At 59.1% G+C, this 15,632-nt stretch carries 11 protein-coding genes and 1 pseudogene; 9 read left to right on the top strand and 3 right to left on the bottom strand.

Annotation, left to right across the window (positions count from 1 at the left end):
• Positions 1-49 precede the first annotated feature (49 nt).
• Genes F7R11_RS04670 through F7R11_RS04655 form a run of 4 tightly spaced genes read left to right on the top strand, consistent with a single transcriptional unit; the run spans position 50 to position 2,872 of the window.
• Positions 50-1,282 (top strand): beta-ketoacyl-[acyl-carrier-protein] synthase family protein, encoded by a 1,233-nt coding sequence (locus tag F7R11_RS04670; protein WP_064801540.1) that lies wholly within the window; start codon positions 50-52, stop codon positions 1,280-1,282.
• The gene (locus tag F7R11_RS04665; RefSeq protein WP_064801538.1) at positions 1,279-2,109 is read left to right on the top strand and encodes a beta-ketoacyl synthase chain length factor; all 831 of its coding nucleotides are present in this window, start codon (positions 1,279-1,281) and stop codon (positions 2,107-2,109) included. The genes F7R11_RS04670 and F7R11_RS04665 overlap by 4 nt, the downstream gene beginning before the upstream one ends.
• Positions 2,106-2,579: a hotdog family protein gene (locus F7R11_RS04660; protein ID WP_064801536.1), complete on the top strand. Its 474-nt coding sequence runs from the start codon at positions 2,106-2,108 to the stop codon at positions 2,577-2,579. Before F7R11_RS04665 ends, F7R11_RS04660 begins: the two co-directional genes overlap by 4 nt.
• Positions 2,576-2,872 carry a hypothetical protein gene (locus F7R11_RS04655; protein ID WP_104577540.1) on the top strand — a complete coding sequence of 99 codons (297 nt, stop codon included), beginning with the start codon at positions 2,576-2,578 and terminating at the stop codon, positions 2,870-2,872. Before F7R11_RS04660 ends, F7R11_RS04655 begins: the two co-directional genes overlap by 4 nt.
• 74 nt (positions 2,873-2,946) lie before the next feature.
• Here the strand turns inward: F7R11_RS04655 and F7R11_RS04650 are convergent, their stop codons facing one another.
• Complete coding sequence (locus tag F7R11_RS04650; RefSeq protein WP_064801534.1) at positions 2,947-3,864, bottom strand: OmpA family protein; 918 nt, start codon at positions 3,862-3,864, stop codon at positions 2,947-2,949.
• 839 nt (positions 3,865-4,703) lie between these two features.
• Here F7R11_RS04650 and F7R11_RS27260 point away from each other — a divergent pair.
• A pseudogene (locus F7R11_RS27260) lies at positions 4,704-4,922 on the top strand (transposase domain-containing protein); the annotation flags it as partial.
• On the opposite strand, the gene F7R11_RS04640 reads toward F7R11_RS27260, so the two are convergent.
• Positions 4,854-6,599: a dsDNA nuclease domain-containing protein gene (locus tag F7R11_RS04640; RefSeq protein ID WP_170288727.1), complete on the bottom strand. Its 1,746-nt coding sequence runs from the start codon at positions 6,597-6,599 to the stop codon at positions 4,854-4,856. The pseudogene F7R11_RS27260 and the gene F7R11_RS04640 overlap by 69 nt on opposite strands.
• Positions 6,600-6,618: 19 nt before the next feature.
• Positions 6,619-6,987, bottom strand: coding sequence for a DUF4365 domain-containing protein (locus tag F7R11_RS27255; RefSeq protein WP_064801530.1), 369 nt, complete (start codon positions 6,985-6,987; stop codon positions 6,619-6,621).
• A gap of 206 nt (positions 6,988-7,193) precedes the next feature.
• On the opposite strand from F7R11_RS27255, the gene F7R11_RS04630 reads away from it, so the two are divergent.
• The 4 genes from F7R11_RS04630 to F7R11_RS04615 all read left to right on the top strand — a co-directional run bounded on the left by F7R11_RS04630 (position 7,194) and on the right by F7R11_RS04615 (position 15,472).
• Positions 7,194-11,240, top strand: coding sequence for a helix-turn-helix domain-containing protein (locus F7R11_RS04630; protein ID WP_082932762.1), 4,047 nt, complete (start codon positions 7,194-7,196; stop codon positions 11,238-11,240).
• A 115-nt stretch (positions 11,241-11,355) separates the two neighbouring features.
• Positions 11,356-12,369: a DUF4365 domain-containing protein gene (locus tag F7R11_RS04625; protein WP_170288726.1), complete on the top strand. Its 1,014-nt coding sequence runs from the start codon at positions 11,356-11,358 to the stop codon at positions 12,367-12,369.
• Between the two features lie 227 nt (positions 12,370-12,596).
• The gene (locus F7R11_RS04620; protein ID WP_064801522.1) at positions 12,597-14,054 is read left to right on the top strand and encodes an SMEK domain-containing protein; all 1,458 of its coding nucleotides are present in this window, start codon (positions 12,597-12,599) and stop codon (positions 14,052-14,054) included.
• A complete protein-coding gene (locus F7R11_RS04615) occupies positions 14,051-15,472 on the top strand; it encodes an argonaute/piwi family protein (protein WP_064801520.1) in 1,422 nt (473 codons plus the stop codon). The genes F7R11_RS04620 and F7R11_RS04615 overlap by 4 nt, the downstream gene beginning before the upstream one ends.
• Positions 15,473-15,632: the final 160 nt, after the last annotated feature.

Raw genomic sequence — 15,632 nt, 5'->3', positions numbered from 1 at the left:
CACCAACCGGCCAGCCCCAACCCCATCCACTGCCCGATCCCGCCTTCCCGTGAAGCCTTTACTGCTCACGCATTTCACCGCCACGAGTTGTATTGGACGTGGCCTGGACGCCACCCTCGATGCGCTGCGCAGACAGCGTGGCGGCCTGGCGCCCTGCGACTTCCCGCGGGCAGACCTCGACACCTGGATCGGCGCCGTGGAAGGCGCAGATGCAGAACGCCTGCGCCCTGACCTGTCTGACTTCGATTGCCGCAACAACCGCCTGGCGCAGATCGGCCTGACACAAGACGGCTTTGCCGCGCACGTCGAGGCCGCCAAGGCACGCTACGGCGCCAAGCGCGTCGGCGTGTTCATCGGCACCAGCACGTCCGGCATCCTGCAAGCCGAACACGCCTACCAGCACCGCGACCCGCAAACAGGTGCGCTGCCGGCGGATTTTCACTACGCGCACACGCACAACATCTACTCGCCCGCCGCCTTCGTGCGGGCGTATTTCGGGCTGGGCGGGCCGTCGATGGCGATCTCGTCGGCGTGCTCGTCGGGTGCCAAGGTATTTGCCTCGGCGCGGCGCATGCTGGCCGCCGGCCTGATCGACGCGGCCGTGGTGGGCGGGGTGGATTCGCTGTGCCTGACCGCGCTGTATGGCTTCAATTCGTTGGAGCTGCTGTCGCAGCAGCCATGCCGGCCGTGTGATGTCGCGCGGGATGGCATCTCGATCGGTGAGGCCGCTGCCTTTGCGCTGCTGGAACGCGCACCCGATACAGAGCAAGACCTGGAGGGCGACGCGATCCTGCTGCTCGGCATTGGCGAATCGAGCGACGCGCATCACATGTCGACGCCCCACCCCGAGGGCCTGGGCGCACGCGCAGCGATGGCCCAAGCCCTGACCACCAGCGGCCTCGACGCCAAGGACATCGACTACATCAACCTCCACGGCACCGGCACGCTCAGCAACGATGCGGCCGAGGGCCACGCCATCCACGCGCTGTTCGATGGCACGCCGTGCAGCTCGACCAAGGGCGCGACCGGCCACACGCTGGGCGCGGCGGGCGCACTGGAAGCGGTGATCACCGCGCTGGCGCTGCGCTACCAAATCCTGCCGGCTGGCATCAACACCCCGCAGCCGGACCCCGCATTGGCCCTCAACTACGTGACGACCAACTCCCCGCACGACGCAAGTCGCATGTACACGGCGCTGAGCAACGCCTTTGGTTTTGGCGGCACGAATTGCAGCCTCGTCTTCGGCCGTGCAGACCGGGCCCGCCACGGATCCGCACCATGACGCGGCTGAGCGCATTCATTGAAGGCATCGGCCTGCTCGGGCCTGGCCTACCGGATTGGACGCAGGCAGCGGAGGTTCTTGCCGGGCGCGCGGCCTACGCGCCCGAGCGCACCATCCTGCCAGCGCCGACAAGCCTGCCGCCCGTCGAGCGGCGCCGCACCGGGCCGGTCGTCAAACTCGCCCTGGCGGTCGGCCATGAAGCCGTGGCCGCCAGCGGGCGCGATGCCGCCACGCTGGCCACGGTATTCAGCTCGTCCGGGGGTGACGGCCAGAACTGCCACGTGATCTGCGAAACGCTGGCGAGCGACGACCGCAAGCTGTCGCCCACGCGTTTCCACAACTCCGTGCACAACGCGCCCGCGGGCTACTGGAGCATCGCCACGCATGCCACGGCACCGTCCAACGTGCTGTGCGCGCACGACGGCAGCTTTGCCGCCGGCCTGCTGGAAAGCCTCTGCCAGGTCACGGTCGATGGTGCTGCCAACCTGCTGATCGTCTACGACAGCGACTACCCCGAGCCGCTGCGCGCCGTGCGACCGGTGCCCGATGCGTTTGCCGTGGCACTGGTGCTGGCACCTGAGCCGAGCACGCACACACTTGCCCGTATCGATGTCGCGCTGACCGACGCCCACGCCACCACGCTGGCGCACGCCGAGCTCGAAGCACTGCGTGGCGGCAATCCTGCCGCGCGCGTACTGCCGTTGCTCGAAGCGCTGGCGACACAGCGGTCGCAAAGCGTGGTGCTCGACTACCTGCCTGACACGCGCCTGCAAGTGGATGTCGCGCTGCGGGGTGCCGATGGCGTCTTCAGCACAGGTGCGCCATGACGCTGGATGCAGCGCTGTCGCCGCCGCTTGACCAAAGCTGGATCGCCGCGCGCATTCCGCACAGCGGCGCGATGTGCCTGCTCGACACCGTGCTCGCCTGGGACGACGCGCATATCCATTGCACGGCTACGAGCCACCGCGATCCAGCCAATCCGCTGCGTGCGCATGGTCGGCTGGCAGCCGTGTGCGGCGTCGAATACGCCGCGCAGGCGATGGCCGTGCACGGCGCCCTGCTTGATGTCGCACATGAGATCGCACAAGCGCGCCCACGTGCAGGCTTTCTTGCCAGCGTGCGCGGTGTTGAAGCCCACGTTGCGCGGCTGGATACGTTCGACGCGCCGCTCGACATTGAAGCCGAGCGCATCAGCGGTGACGGCAACAACGTGCTGTACCGCTTTACCGTGCGCTGCGCCGAGCGCACGCTGCTCACTGGCCGCGCCGCCGTTGTGCTCGACGCGTCCGCCGTATGAATCTGTTGGAGAGGAATCCCGCTGTGAAAGGTCGCCTGTTCCCGCTATTGCCGATTGCCGCGCTATTGCTGACGCTGCTCAGCCCCATCGCCCATGCCGACCTGTCCGAAGTGAAGGAGAACATCAAGCAGGACTCGAAGGAAGCCGCCAGGAAGACCGGGCACGCCGCAAAGGAAGCCGGCCATGCCACGGCCAACGCCGCGCGTGCGGTTGGGCATGGCGTAAAGAACGCCGCGCATGCCACCAAATGCGGCGTGAAGCATGTGTTCAAGAAGCCTTGCGATAGCGACTGACGCTCTCAACAAAAAACCCGGCATCCGTGATGGAGTGCCGGGTTTAATCGACGCCTACCGCGTGATAACGCGATCTACTTTGCGGCCACCGCAAAGGTAATGCGACGGTTGCGCTGACGCCCCTCAGCACTTGCGTTATCCGCCACCGGCACGCTGGACCCAGCCCCCGCTGCCTGCAAACGCGTCTGCGGCACGCCCTGGCCCGTGAGATACGCGCGTACCGACTCAGCACGTTCGAGCGACAGCTTCTGGTTGGCAGCCTCATCGCCCTGATTGTCGGTATGACCGGTGATGACGATCGTGCGGTCGTCATCCTTCAGCAATCCAGCGATGTCATTCAGGCGGCTCTTGGCTTCCTCCGGCAACGTCGAGGAGCCGGAAGCAAATTCGATGCGCTCGTCGAGCAGGTTGTCCGATGCTGCCGCAGCGCCCGCCGTGCCGGCATTGGCATCGGTGGTCAACGCCACGTCCGACTTCAACTGGCTGGCGATCCAACCTGGCGCGGCGGTGCCAGTGGCAGAACGCACCGCTGCGCTCGGCGCCACGCCGGTCAGCTTCATGCCCTCCGCGCTGGTCTGCAGATCGAAGCTGCCCAGTTGCTTCAGGCGGGCCAGCACATCGACCGGGCGGGACTGCCACCACACTGCCGGCGCGCCTGCGGCAACCGTCAACTGGTCGACCACGTTGTCCTTGCCCCACAGCACGCGTGCAGGCTTGAGCAGGCGCGCCTTGGTTGCCTCATCAGGCACGGCACCGCTGAGGGTGATCTTCTGAGCGTTACCGGCAAGCCCAATGGCACCCGGTGCAGTGGCGTGCTCACCCGCTGACGAACCTGTGGACACCGCTGCCGGTGCAGCGCCCCCGCCCGCCGACGCGGCATCCTGGCCGCTGATGAATCGCACCGCGTAAATGACCACGCTGATCAGCAAAACACCGATCACAGTGGCAACGACGGCAAGGGAAACACGCTCTGACTGGTCTTCCGTAGACATGCGAAACACTCCCAAGTAGCGCCGCGCAGCCCAGAATGGGCCGGAGCGGATGACGAACCGGCAATCTGACAGATCAGGGATGACTTGTCGACCGCATCACCGTGTTCAACTGTCTGTGTGCTGCGTGGGAAACGCAAACGGCAAAAAAGCCCGCAACCCAAAGGGCTGCAGGCTTGTGTGCTTGCCACGCTACAGGTACCCACCGGAACGAACGGAAGCGGCCCCTGGGGCAAAAAAGAACTGGTCGCGTGATGGCCTTTGGCTAGGGCCGGCTACCGCCACCGCCCTCCGGATACCCCCGGCCGCCACACGGCTCTGCATGCGCAGACGATGCGGTGAGGACGGTAAAGGTGCCAACGGTGCCGCTAATCACTGTCAGCAGTGCAACCGCAAACAGAAAACGCTTGATCACGTGTCTCATGACCCCTCCCTGAAGGCAGGCATGGTCCCTAAAGTCTAGTTCGCCGGTTGCAACTCAACCTTCGTCATTTTCTGCTCGCGCATGATCTGGTCAGCAACAAAAAAGCCCCGTAAATTCCCGCCTAACCCATTGATTAGACAAGAACTTCGGGGCCCTTCTTTACAGATCTAGACCAAGTTCCGCTTAGAACGGTTAGCGGAACCTCCGGCTGTAAAGAACGCGTCGTATCCCGCTGGTCACCGGGACTTCCGCTGCCGAGTATGCGTGGAATGTAAAGTCGCAGCCCCGGAAAAGTGCCCCTAAAACTACACGGTCGATGCGCCTGAGGCGCAGTACTTCAAGCACTCTATCGCGGCCAGCTCGCACTGGCTCTGCAAAAGCTCTCCAAAACGGTAGCGCTTTCACCTGCGCCCCTCACGCGGGCTCACTGCGCGCCGGTCAACGCTCGGCTGCCGTCATGAGCCTGATCCAATCGGCCAAGCTCAACGAGCATGATCCCTACGCCAATCTGAAAGATGTACTCACGCGACTGCCGACTCGCAAGGCGTCCGGTAGCCTGAGTTGCCGGTTAGTGAGGACGTTGATCTCCCAGTACATCTGTATCGAACCATATTCTCTCGTTATCTTGAGGATGTAGTTTCGAGTCAGCTGGACGGAACTTATGCTCAAAGTCCTTGCAATACCCCTGAATTACCGCCACCTGACCGGTCACGAGCAAGGCAAAACGTTTAACCATCCGTTGCTCTTCTTCCTTTTCTGTTTTATAGCACGCCCTAGAAGTTGGTTTTAACGGCTTATCAACAATTGGCAATTTAGAGCTACTGACACAGGCACTCAACAGCATTTCCTGAGTCAAATTCTTTGCACCAGTAAAATCTGCCCCACTAACATCGGCATCTGTAAGTACGGCATCTTTCAAATTTGTCATACTCAAGTCGGCACTGCGCATATCGCTAGAATCGAGAACTGCATTCTTAAAATTTGCCCCCGAAAACACGCCGTGGGAAAAATTTGCGCCGTTGAGTGTCGCCTCGGAGAAATTTGCATTCTTGGCTTCCGCACCAGAAAAATTGGTGACAAGCATATTGCTTTTACTCAGAACAATCTCATCCATACGTGCATGACGAAACTTCGCACCATTCAACTCACTGTCATTGAAGACCGCGCCTGCTAAGATGCTATTATCAAAGGTGACGCCGGTGGCGTGCATGGACTGTCCCGATGCGCGCACCATTTCCAGACCCGACAAATCTTGGCACTCTATGTTTGCTCCGTCGAGGCTAAGATGATTTAGTGGTTTTCTCGCTGCCCGGACAATTGCGACAGACTCGGCGAATTCGGCTGGCCGCACTCCGTTTTGGCTACGCTGGATAACGTTCAAAGCACTCTGCAAAGCGCTGACCTGAAGCAGCGGTCTAAAAAGAAGCCCCCCAGCGACAACACACACCGCAACCTTGCCAACGGCAAAAAACACTCGGGAAAACCTGCGCTGAAGCATTCGCAGCGAGATGTTGCGTCTTATCGCGCTCGCACGCACTCGGCGCCAATAAATTTCCGCCGACGGAAGCCCACCTGCCGAAATCGGCGATGTGTGTAGCAACAGCGGAGGTACTTCTGCGGAACCAGCTGCTTCGACACGGCGAAGCAGCTCGAGCTGCAGATTCATGACCTCCGTTATTCGCCAGCGCGTTAGTTTCGGCCGTACCTCGCACAGCGCTGCAGGCAAACCGGAACGAAAAGAGTCTAAAGCGGGGCCGACGACAAAGAATAGCTTTTTAAGGACACCGCATAATATATCCTCATTTGAGCAGGTTGCTTTCTTGAGTTTAAGAAACGCATCCCGATAATCATCAGATATATTCTCGACTCCACTTTGAAAAATCTCGTGTTGAAGCGCGTGCAGTGAGCGCGATTTTCTACTTGCTGAAGCGTTGGGGGCGGGAACGTATGGGCGAAGGTTGGAGTAGATGTAGTAGGCAGCGATCTCGTTGCCATGATCTTTTTGAATAGTGCAAAATTTGGCTATAGTTTCATAAATGGCATCATCACCTATCATCCAGGGTTCGTCAGACGGCTCTCGGGTTTTAACCTGATACAGATCGAAGAGACCGTCTTGTCGTGCAGCAAGAATGTCATTGTGATGCTCGACCCATAGCTCCTTATAGGGACCCCCATCGATCGACTTCAACAATAACGCGTATGCGGCATAGTCTTGATATGAGAAAGCCCGGCGCGTACGAGGAGTCTGATCAAAAGCCTTGGTTGGTGCGCCGTTCTGACCAAGTTCCGGCTCTCCGAGAGGTATGTTCGTCATTTCGTCGTCTGGGAATTGTTTATTTGTCGTTGTGGCGCCTAAGGAAGGCGTTGATGCATAAATCGAATCCGAGCGTGGAGAAACCAAGTGAGATGACATGCTCGAAATGCGAGCAGGCAAGCGTAGCCATGCGGCCGAGCACGCCTGCGCGGATTGCCATCACGGTTAGCGCACGCTCAGTTCCCTTGAGTTGAACGTGGACCCTGGCGTTCGTGGCACGCCCATCAGCCTTCACCTCGATCTGGCAATCGGTCCCGTAGTCCTTGCGGTCCGTTATCTGCAGAAAGAATGCGTTGCTTTCGTTAATCCGCATCTGGAAGGCGGCGATCGCCTTGTCCTCAATCTCGTGATTTCGATCGCGACGCGGTAGTTCGTCAAAGTGGCTCATGAGCTTGGCTAGTTGCGGGCGTTCAGATTTTTCCCATTGTCGAGGAAGCACTACAAGTCGATCAGGCGAATGAAACAGAGCGGCCAAGCCAGTATCCGCGGACTCTCATCTGCATCTACTAGTGACCCATGGAGCACACTGGCGGCCGTTCTTTGCAATTCACTCTTCATACGCATATTATGCGTACAGTCCATCGCACACACTAAATGAGTATGAAAACTTCGCCGCGCTATGTGGCCCTGGGCGAACAAATTCGCTCGATGAGAGTCGTGGCGGGAATCGCAACTCAAGCGGAACTCGCACACCGACTCGGCGCATCTCAACAAACCGTCAGCCGCTGGGAAGCAGGAACATCTCGACCACGAGCGAACGAACTCGCAAAGCTTGCTGCAACGCTCAAGGTCGATGTAACGAAACTGTCGCATGCGGCGGGCTACACCCCGGAGGCAACAACGGTGTCCTTCGATCGACCTCTTCCGCTCCCCAGCCTGCTGCCCGACAGCTTCGAGTACTTCTGCCTCGATCTTCTCTCGACCTATCTGCATGGGAAAGCAGATGTCCACCCCGCCGGGAAGACCGGACACAAGCAATATGGGATCGACATCGAGGCACGGTTCGAGAACGACGAGTTGTATACGTACCAGTGCAAGCGCGAATCGCAGTTCGGTCCGGACAAGGTTAAGAAGGCAATCAAGGCCCAGACGATTGCCGCGAAGAAGAAGCATATCCTCCTCTCTCGCGTGGCCAGTCCCGATGCCCGCAACGAAATCAGGCGTGCGCGAGGGTGGGATTTGTGGGACCAAATCGACATCACTCGAATCTTCCGTAATCTGCCCAAGCGCGAGCAGGTGCGCATCGCCGACATCTACTTCCCGACACAGCGTTTCGCATTGACCGGCGAACTAGCGGCGGGGCCCTGGCAATCGGTTGACGAATTCTTTGCGCCTCTGCTCGTAGACGGTCGGCCCTTCAATAATCAGCGCTGGGAACTCGTGGGCCGGGCGGCGGAACTCGACGACCTCGCACGCGCCCTCGCTGATCGAAGCGTGATCGCGGTGAGCCTCATTGGTCGCGCCGGCGAGGGGAAATCGCGGGTACTTCGCGCTGCCTTGGAGGCATACGCCGTTCAGCACCCGGAAGTCCGCATGGTCGTAGCCTCGCCGACCGAGGAAATCACGGCGAAGAGCCTCGAGGATCTTGGGGCTGGCGAGAAACTCCTCATCGTTGATGATGTTCATGACCGCGGCGACCTCGTCCAGCTTATCCGTTACGTCGCCGACACCCGCTCGCAGGCGCGCCTATTCCTCGTCTACCGTCCATATTGGAGCGATGTCATTTTGGGGGAGCTTGCGCGCTACGCTCTAGCCGGAAACCTGATCAGGTCGATCACGCTGACCAAGCCGACGAAGCGGGATGGGGTCATCTTGGCAACGCAAGTGCTAAACAAGCTTGGGGCGCCGACGGATGCAGCGGAAGCAATCGCGTCCGCTGCGTATGACAGCCCCCTCGCTGTCGTCGTCGGTGCGCAGATCGTCGCCACCGAAGGAGTGCATCCAGAGCTCTTCGCCTCGAACGAAGTCTTCCGGACAATGGTGCTGAAGCACTACGAGAAGGTCATCGCGCAAGGCATTGCACAAGGAAAAGAGCAAGACCGCGTGCACAAGATTCTTCGGGTGCTGGCACTCATCCAGCCGGTTGCCCCAGATGACAAGCACGTGCTCGAACTTCTCGCAAGCGTAGAGGGAGTCGCAGCTCCCGACGCGTCCCGTTTGGTACAGCTACTCGTCGACGCGGGCGTGCTCTTCAAGCGTGGCGCTAGGTACCGGCTTTCGCCCGACCTTTTGGCCGACTCGATCATCGAAACCGCATGCATAACGCCAAGTGGGGCATCGAACGGCTACGCCGAGAAGCTCTTTTCTGAGTCCATACCCGAGCACAAAGAACACGTACTCCTGAACCTCGGTCGCCTCGACTGGCGGCGAAACGAGGGAGACACGTCTGAAAGTACGCTGCTTGATGGTTTGTGGTCGCAACTCGTATGGGCAGATGACTATGTAAATGCCCAGGTCAAGGCTGCCGCTGCGGCTGCGTACTTCCAGCCTAGGCAAGCCCTCACCCTCGCGCGACGGCTGATCGACGAGGGGCATGGTCAGGACAAGGATGTGTGCCGCATCATCCAAGGAGCGACGTACAGCCTCGGCCACCTCGCCGACGCCTGCTCACTGCTATGGGAGGTCGGACAACACGATGAGCGCCCAACGCACCCGCACCCGCACCACGCCATCCGATTGCTGACGGAACTGGCGACACCGGATCCACGGAAACCAATCGAATTCGTTGAGGGCGTGGTCGATTTCGCGCTATCCCTTCTCGATTATCCGGAGAGCTGGAAGGGCCTATACACGCCCTTCGAGGTGCTCAAGGGCGCCCTTGCGACCGAAGGACATTTCACCTCCGCTGCGTCCAGCCGCGAAATCACGCTCTCGACCTTCTCGATTCAGCGCGAGAGGGTCAGTCAGGTGCGGCAGCGAATCATCGCCGAGCTACTCTCCAGCCTCTCAAATACGAATCAGCGCCGAGCCTTTCTCGCAGCACAGCATCTTGCCAACGCCCTTCGTGCCCCCATGGCCACACAGCCGGAGGACTCCGACTCCTGGGGCGACGAATTCCTCGAGACGCTTGAGAAGACCGATGCGTTGCTCGGCACGGTAATCGTGACCGCACCGGTTCTGGTCAGGGTGGCGGAATCCGTTTCCTGGCATGCCCTTTACGGCCCGGAACGCACGCGGCCAACGGCAAGACGGATTTTCGAGCACCTCGATCGCGATCTTGACACGCGCACGACCCGTGCCTTCATGGACGCCTGGGGGACGAACACATGGCCGATCGAAGAGAATGTTGGCCGACCGCAGCACGATGCTGACGTCAATGCACTCTGCAGCGAGCTTGGCGCACGCTACTCCGAGCCGGCACAACTTGCGCAGTTCCTGCATGATCGCTTGGAGGACATCGGTCAGGCAAACGGCTCACCAGATCACGGGGCGGCACGATTGTTCCTCGCTCGCCTGCTTGAGTCGAACCTCCCGCTTGCACGATACCTCGTGCAAGAACATCTGCGTGGCAAGAACTCACAGCTATCGCCTCACACAGGATGCGCTTTGAGTTTCTTGCTGATGGGCGCGAGAGAGGAGGCCTCGGCGCTGGTGGATAGCATGCTCGCCACGGATGACACGCATCTGCAGGTTGTCGCCGAAGGCTACCTTTTTGCGACGAACCTCGCTCCGTACTCGGACCTCGATCTCCGGGCGCTCAGACGAATCTTCGCCAGCCACGAAGGACCGATCCTCCGGTACACGCCTCACATCACGCACGAAGTGGCGCGGAACGACAAGCGGCTGGCGATCGAGCTCATTACCAGCGTCGACGTGGACTGCGCGCTGCGCTACGCACGCGACTTTTTCATGTGGATCGTCCATGAAGACACGATCCCGTTCGACATGATCCACGACGACCAGCTACGGAGATTGGTCGACGGGCTACGACATGCGACTCGACTAGACGAGTACTGGACCAACGATTTCCTAAAAAAGGCCATCCGCCGGGTGCCAGATTCGGTCATCGAACTCGCGAAGACGCGTATCGAAGGCGCGATCGCTAGCGGAGACTGGGGGATGCAACCCCTCGGGGGCGTCCTGGGGAGGCGCGACGCACTTGACCTTCTATCGCTCTCGGAAGGGCGAGAGATACTCCGCGGGCTGCTCGATTGGGCGCGCGGCAGGATTGGTGACTACGCCTTCAGCTACCGCTTCGCTGAGCTTATTGAGGCGCTGTGCAGTCCGTACGACGCAGCCTGCGTCGCTGCCTTGGAGGATTGGCTCGCCGGCGGCACCGACGAGCACTTCAAGGTCATCACGGCGATCGTTCGCGAGGCCGGCCCACGCTTTGTTTACTCCCACGAAGGCTTCGTCGCACGCGTGCTCAAGGCTGCGCGGGGCGTCGGCCGCACGACTCACAGGGACCTCTCGTCAGCCATCTTCGCCGCCAGCGTGAGCGGGGCGCGCTCAGGCGCGCCGGGGCAGCCGTTCCCCTTCGACCTCGAACTCAAGGCGATGTCAGAACAGCGACTCGCGCTGTTGGCGAAGAGCGATCCGGCATTCGAGCTGTACCGCGAGTTGCGCGACTACGCGGTCCGCGAAGTCGAACGCCAACTGGAAGAGGGGCGCCGCATGGCCGAGGAAGATGCCGACACTTGAAGTGGGTCCCAACATCGGGAGTGCCCCTCCTTTTTCTACGTGGTCGTTTAGATAGTCGTTGAGGATGCTGATTATGCTAATCGTTGGAAAAACCGATGCGTTCGAGCAGAACTACATGGCCAAGTTCGAAGAGTTGGCCACCCACTACGGCGTGTTCGTCAAATACGAGCGTGATCGAGCAGCACGCGATATTGGACTGCACCTGACGAAAGACTTGAGGTCCGGAAAAAAGCAAGTCACAAACTCGCTGGTATGGTTCCAAATGAAAGGCGTCATGGCGACGACGCTGAACAAGGAGGAGTTCGAGAAAGCGAAGTGCGTTGGCCTATCAATGGATATCGAACACCTTAGGCACTGGTTCCTTGACAAGGAGCCGACGCATCTGATTGTCTACATTGAGTCTGTAGATCAGTTCCTAGTAATGAACCTGCAAACGTACATCGCCGAGACATGGGGGCGTGGAATTTTGACGCTCGACCAAAAATCAGCGACTGTTACCGTTCCCGCATCCAGCGTCTTAGACGAACAAGCATTCGCAATTCTGACTCGGTACGCCGACATGGCCCAATGGGTAAAGGCACTCGATGCAGAACAGGCCGACGTCGAGCTGCTTTCTCGCGATTGCAACCTAATCTATGCGTTCAGCTCCGCGGAAGCTCGTCAAGTGGAGTGCGGTGTCCTGTGGACCAAATGGCTTAGCAAGATGCGCGGTGAATTGCGTGTTGCCGAAAGGCCGATCGACTTCGAGGGAGACGTCGCCGACGGGTGGGAGACAATTCACGAGCACTGGCAATATGGTGGAATCAACCCAGAAAACAGCTATCCATACCTTGAACTATTCGCTTTGGAAGACTACGAGCCAGAGACATTCACGAACGCGTGGGGAGACGAGGAACTCGTTGACGACGGCGAAACCATTGTCTTGAAGAACGGCGACCATGTCTTTGGACCGAACGCTGCCAACGAGTACTGCCATTTTGTGTTCGGAGCACGCCTGAACGAGTATGGTGTCAAGCTCCAGAGCTATGTTGAGACGCTGGTACAGATTGGGCTGCTGGAACTTCGCGATCCAACTTCCGATGGGCACACATTTATAGACATAGCCCCGTGGCACAACCGACTCGTATGAACATCAGTGCATTATGATCATCACGACCGAATCGGTTTGCTAATCCGTGTGCGATTAGTTGAAGACTAGAACTACCGGGTTTCGCTGACTGGCGTCACGTAAACTTGTCATGGATCCATTTTCAGGCTCCGCTGGTCTCGCTCAGCAGTAGGAAGCGCCTAAGGTCTAGGTACATAGAGCGGTTCCGTCGGCCTATTTTTGGACGACCTTGGACGGGGAGAAAAGCATTGAAGCATCTTGACCTGCTCAACGAGTTCCGTGACCTCATGGCGCAGCTAGAAAAGCAAGTTGAGGCGTCGTCAGCAATGGGCAGCTTCGACATCCACAAGGTATCGGAAGGCCTTGTTCTTGGGGTGCTGCGCGAACTCTATGGCTGGACGGGACTACGCAACCTAAACGCCACGGAGAAAGCCAATTTTCCTGGGATCGATCTGGCAGACGACCATGCAGGTGTCGCCGTCCAGGTAACCGGTACCCCCACTCTCGATAAGATCAAAACGACCATTGAGACCTTTCTCAAGCACGGTCTCGAAAAGCGCTATCGGCGCTTGATCACGTACGTTCTAGTTCGCAAGCAGTCCAGCTACTCGAAGGACGCAATTGAACGCGCTGCAAACGGCAAGATCGCCTTCAACAGTGCGGACGATATCGTGGACATGCGCGACATCTGCGCACAAGCGGCAAACGTCGAACCCTTGCGACTGTCGGCCGCTTTGGAGGTGGTACGTGCGTATATGCGAGGCGGCGTTGCCGCCGGCCTGGCGGAGAAGGACTTTGACCCGCCATCGTCAGTGACTGAGCGTGCGAATCTCAACCTGCTTGAGGTCTATTTCCCCCAGTCTCTCTACATCGCAGACCTAAGGGATGACATCACGCCGGCCAGCAAGTCCATTCGCAACCAGCGCAAGCACATCCGAGAGACTCTCTTGCAGATGAACTTGCGCGTTCCCTCGGGTTACGAGGTTAGCGGCAGGCAACTCATCACCTTTCTTCCACTGGACGACAGCCAGGGACCGTTTGCTCGGCTAGTCGATCTCGGAACGGTCACGCCACTGCGTCCTCATGAATTCCATGGCATCGACGAAGATCGCGAGCGCATCTTCAAATCGCTGCTTCGCTTTACCTTGCAGCAAAAACTCTACCAGCACCGCGTGCAGTGGATGCACGAAGACAACCTGTTTGCGTTTCTCCCGCACAACGACGCGGATCTGCTTCGGGAAGAAACCTGGACTGGACACAAGAAGGCGACTCGGCGAGTGTATGAGCGCAAGATCAACAAGAACGACTCCAGCCGCACGTTCATCTGCAAACACTTCGCTTTCGCTGCGGACTTCTTGCTCAATGAAGGCCGGTGGTATATCGCGCTGACACCCGATTGGTACTTCAGTCATGGGGACAACTATCGGCGGTCCGTTTATGCCGACAAAAGCCTTACCTGGCTGAAGAAGACCGAGGTCAACAGAACGGTCAGCGACCACTTCCGATTTCTCACATCGTGGCTAACCGCTCTTGACCAAGAAGATCTCTTCGCCGCGGCCAGCGCTCCGGCGCCGACGCTAACCTTCGGCGATACGGTCTCGTTCGCCAACCATCCTGCGTTGCCTGACGAAACGTGGCTCCCGCTGCGGGACACCTCGGAAGACAATGAAAATTCTCCGATCAAGGGACTGTTTGACGCGCCATGAAGCTCGAACACATAGCAGAACCGCGCTTGCGCTTTGCCACCGGCGAACACATCTGTCCGCGCAAAGGGATCACAGCATATGGAGCGTTTGACCGCACCATGACCACGCGGCGAACGGACGTGATCGTGGGCGGAGTCGGCACTGCGACCTGCATCGAAAGCCTCGACCGTTGGATGCAGCGGTGCGCAAGCGAGATCGCGGCACCAGAAGACGCACGTCAACCCAACCTGCGCGCTCCGTTCCCCGGCATGGGAATCGGCCATGGCTTCGACGTGAAACTGGTATTTGGTCAAGACCTGGCACGCACACTCAAGAAGAGTGACGTGGACGACATCGTCGCCATCGGTGATCGGCACACCAGGCTGACGAAGGCCATCGATCTGTACTACGAGCACATCAAATTCTTGGCGCAGAACCGGCCGGTGGACGTTGTCGTGTGCGTGATTCCAGAAGCCCTCTACAAGGTAGTGGGAACGGATGAACGAGGGCCGATCGAGGACAGCCTAGAAGCCAGTGTTGAGGTGGCAGCTGAATTGAACTTCCGCCGTGCACTGAAGGCCAAGGCGATGCACTTGGGCAAGCCCCTTCAGCTGATTCGGGCCGTGTCCCTCGAAACCAATATGAAGGGCCAGCAGGACGACGCGACGAAAGCTTGGAATTTTTGCACAGCGCTCTACTACAAGGCTGGCCCACGCGTGCCGTGGAAACTGCAACCCGATGATCGTCGACCGACATCGTGCGCCGTGGGGATAGCTTTTTATCGAAGTCGAGATCGGCAAGTCCTTAACACCAGTCTTGCCCAGATCTTCGATGAGTTGGGAAACGGGCTCATTCTGCGAGGCACCCCGATCGACATGACCCGTGACGATCGCGTCCCGCACCTGAACGCCAACCAGGCCTGCAATTTGTTGACGGCCGCCCTGAACGAATACCGTGTCGCGCTCCGAACCTTTCCCGCCCGGGTTGTTGTGCACAAGTCGTCCAACTTCTCGCCGGAGGAAATCGATGGCCTAATTGGGGCAGCGAGGGACCTCCGAATCGATACGGTCGACTTGGTCACCGTCATGGACTCCAAGCTCCGACTTTTTCGAGAGGGAAACTACCCGCCGTATCGGGGCACGCGAGTCGAGCTGGATGAGCAACGGCACCTGCTCTACACAAGAGGCTCCGTCTGGTATTACCAGACCTACACCGGCCTCTACATCCCGCAGCCGATTGAACTCCGCATCGTGCGATCCGAAGAATCGCCAACGTTCATTGCGCAGGAGGTACTTGGCATGACCAAGATGAATTGGAACAACACGCAGTTCGACGGCAAATACCCCGTGACGCTCGGCTGTGCTCGCAAGGTCGGCGAGATCATGAAATATCTTGAGGACGAAGAAACGCCTCAGATTCGTTACGGCTACTACATGTAGGATCAAAGGGGCACCGATCCCGAATAGACAAGATACTCTCGCTATAGGCGCTTTCTTGGCATTGACCCGATGGGACTCTCAGCGTCAACGTGAAGTATCGGCGCCACCGTCCTCTGCGGTTGACCCGGCATCACAACTGGCCTGGGATTCCCCTGCAAGA

The organism is Ralstonia insidiosa (genome assembly GCF_008801405.1).
GTDB classification, from domain to species: Bacteria; Pseudomonadota; Gammaproteobacteria; order Burkholderiales; family Burkholderiaceae; genus Ralstonia; species Ralstonia insidiosa.
Note: the sequence above shows the minus strand (reverse complement) of the source record. Positions and strands in the feature narration are given on the sequence as shown.

Excerpts from the sequence above, each read along its gene's own strand:
- F7R11_RS04655 (WP_104577540.1), top strand. The coding sequence starts at position 2,576 with ATGAATCTGTTGGAGAGGAATCCCGCTGTGAAAGGTCGCCTGTTCCCG.
- F7R11_RS04640 (WP_170288727.1), bottom strand. The coding sequence starts at position 6,599 with ATGACGAACATACCTCTCGGAGAGCCGGAACTTGGTCAGAACGGCGCA.
- F7R11_RS04665 (WP_064801538.1), top strand. The coding sequence starts at position 1,279 with ATGACGCGGCTGAGCGCATTCATTGAAGGCATCGGCCTGCTCGGGCCT.
- F7R11_RS04660 (WP_064801536.1), top strand. The coding sequence starts at position 2,106 with ATGACGCTGGATGCAGCGCTGTCGCCGCCGCTTGACCAAAGCTGGATC.
- F7R11_RS27255 (WP_064801530.1), bottom strand. The coding sequence starts at position 6,987 with ATGAGCCACTTTGACGAACTACCGCGTCGCGATCGAAATCACGAGATT.
- F7R11_RS04630 (WP_082932762.1), top strand. The coding sequence starts at position 7,194 with ATGAGTATGAAAACTTCGCCGCGCTATGTGGCCCTGGGCGAACAAATT.
- F7R11_RS04650 (WP_064801534.1), bottom strand. The coding sequence starts at position 3,864 with ATGTCTACGGAAGACCAGTCAGAGCGTGTTTCCCTTGCCGTCGTTGCC.
- F7R11_RS04615 (WP_064801520.1), top strand. The coding sequence starts at position 14,051 with ATGAAGCTCGAACACATAGCAGAACCGCGCTTGCGCTTTGCCACCGGC.
- F7R11_RS04625 (WP_170288726.1), top strand. The coding sequence starts at position 11,356 with ATGGCCAAGTTCGAAGAGTTGGCCACCCACTACGGCGTGTTCGTCAAA.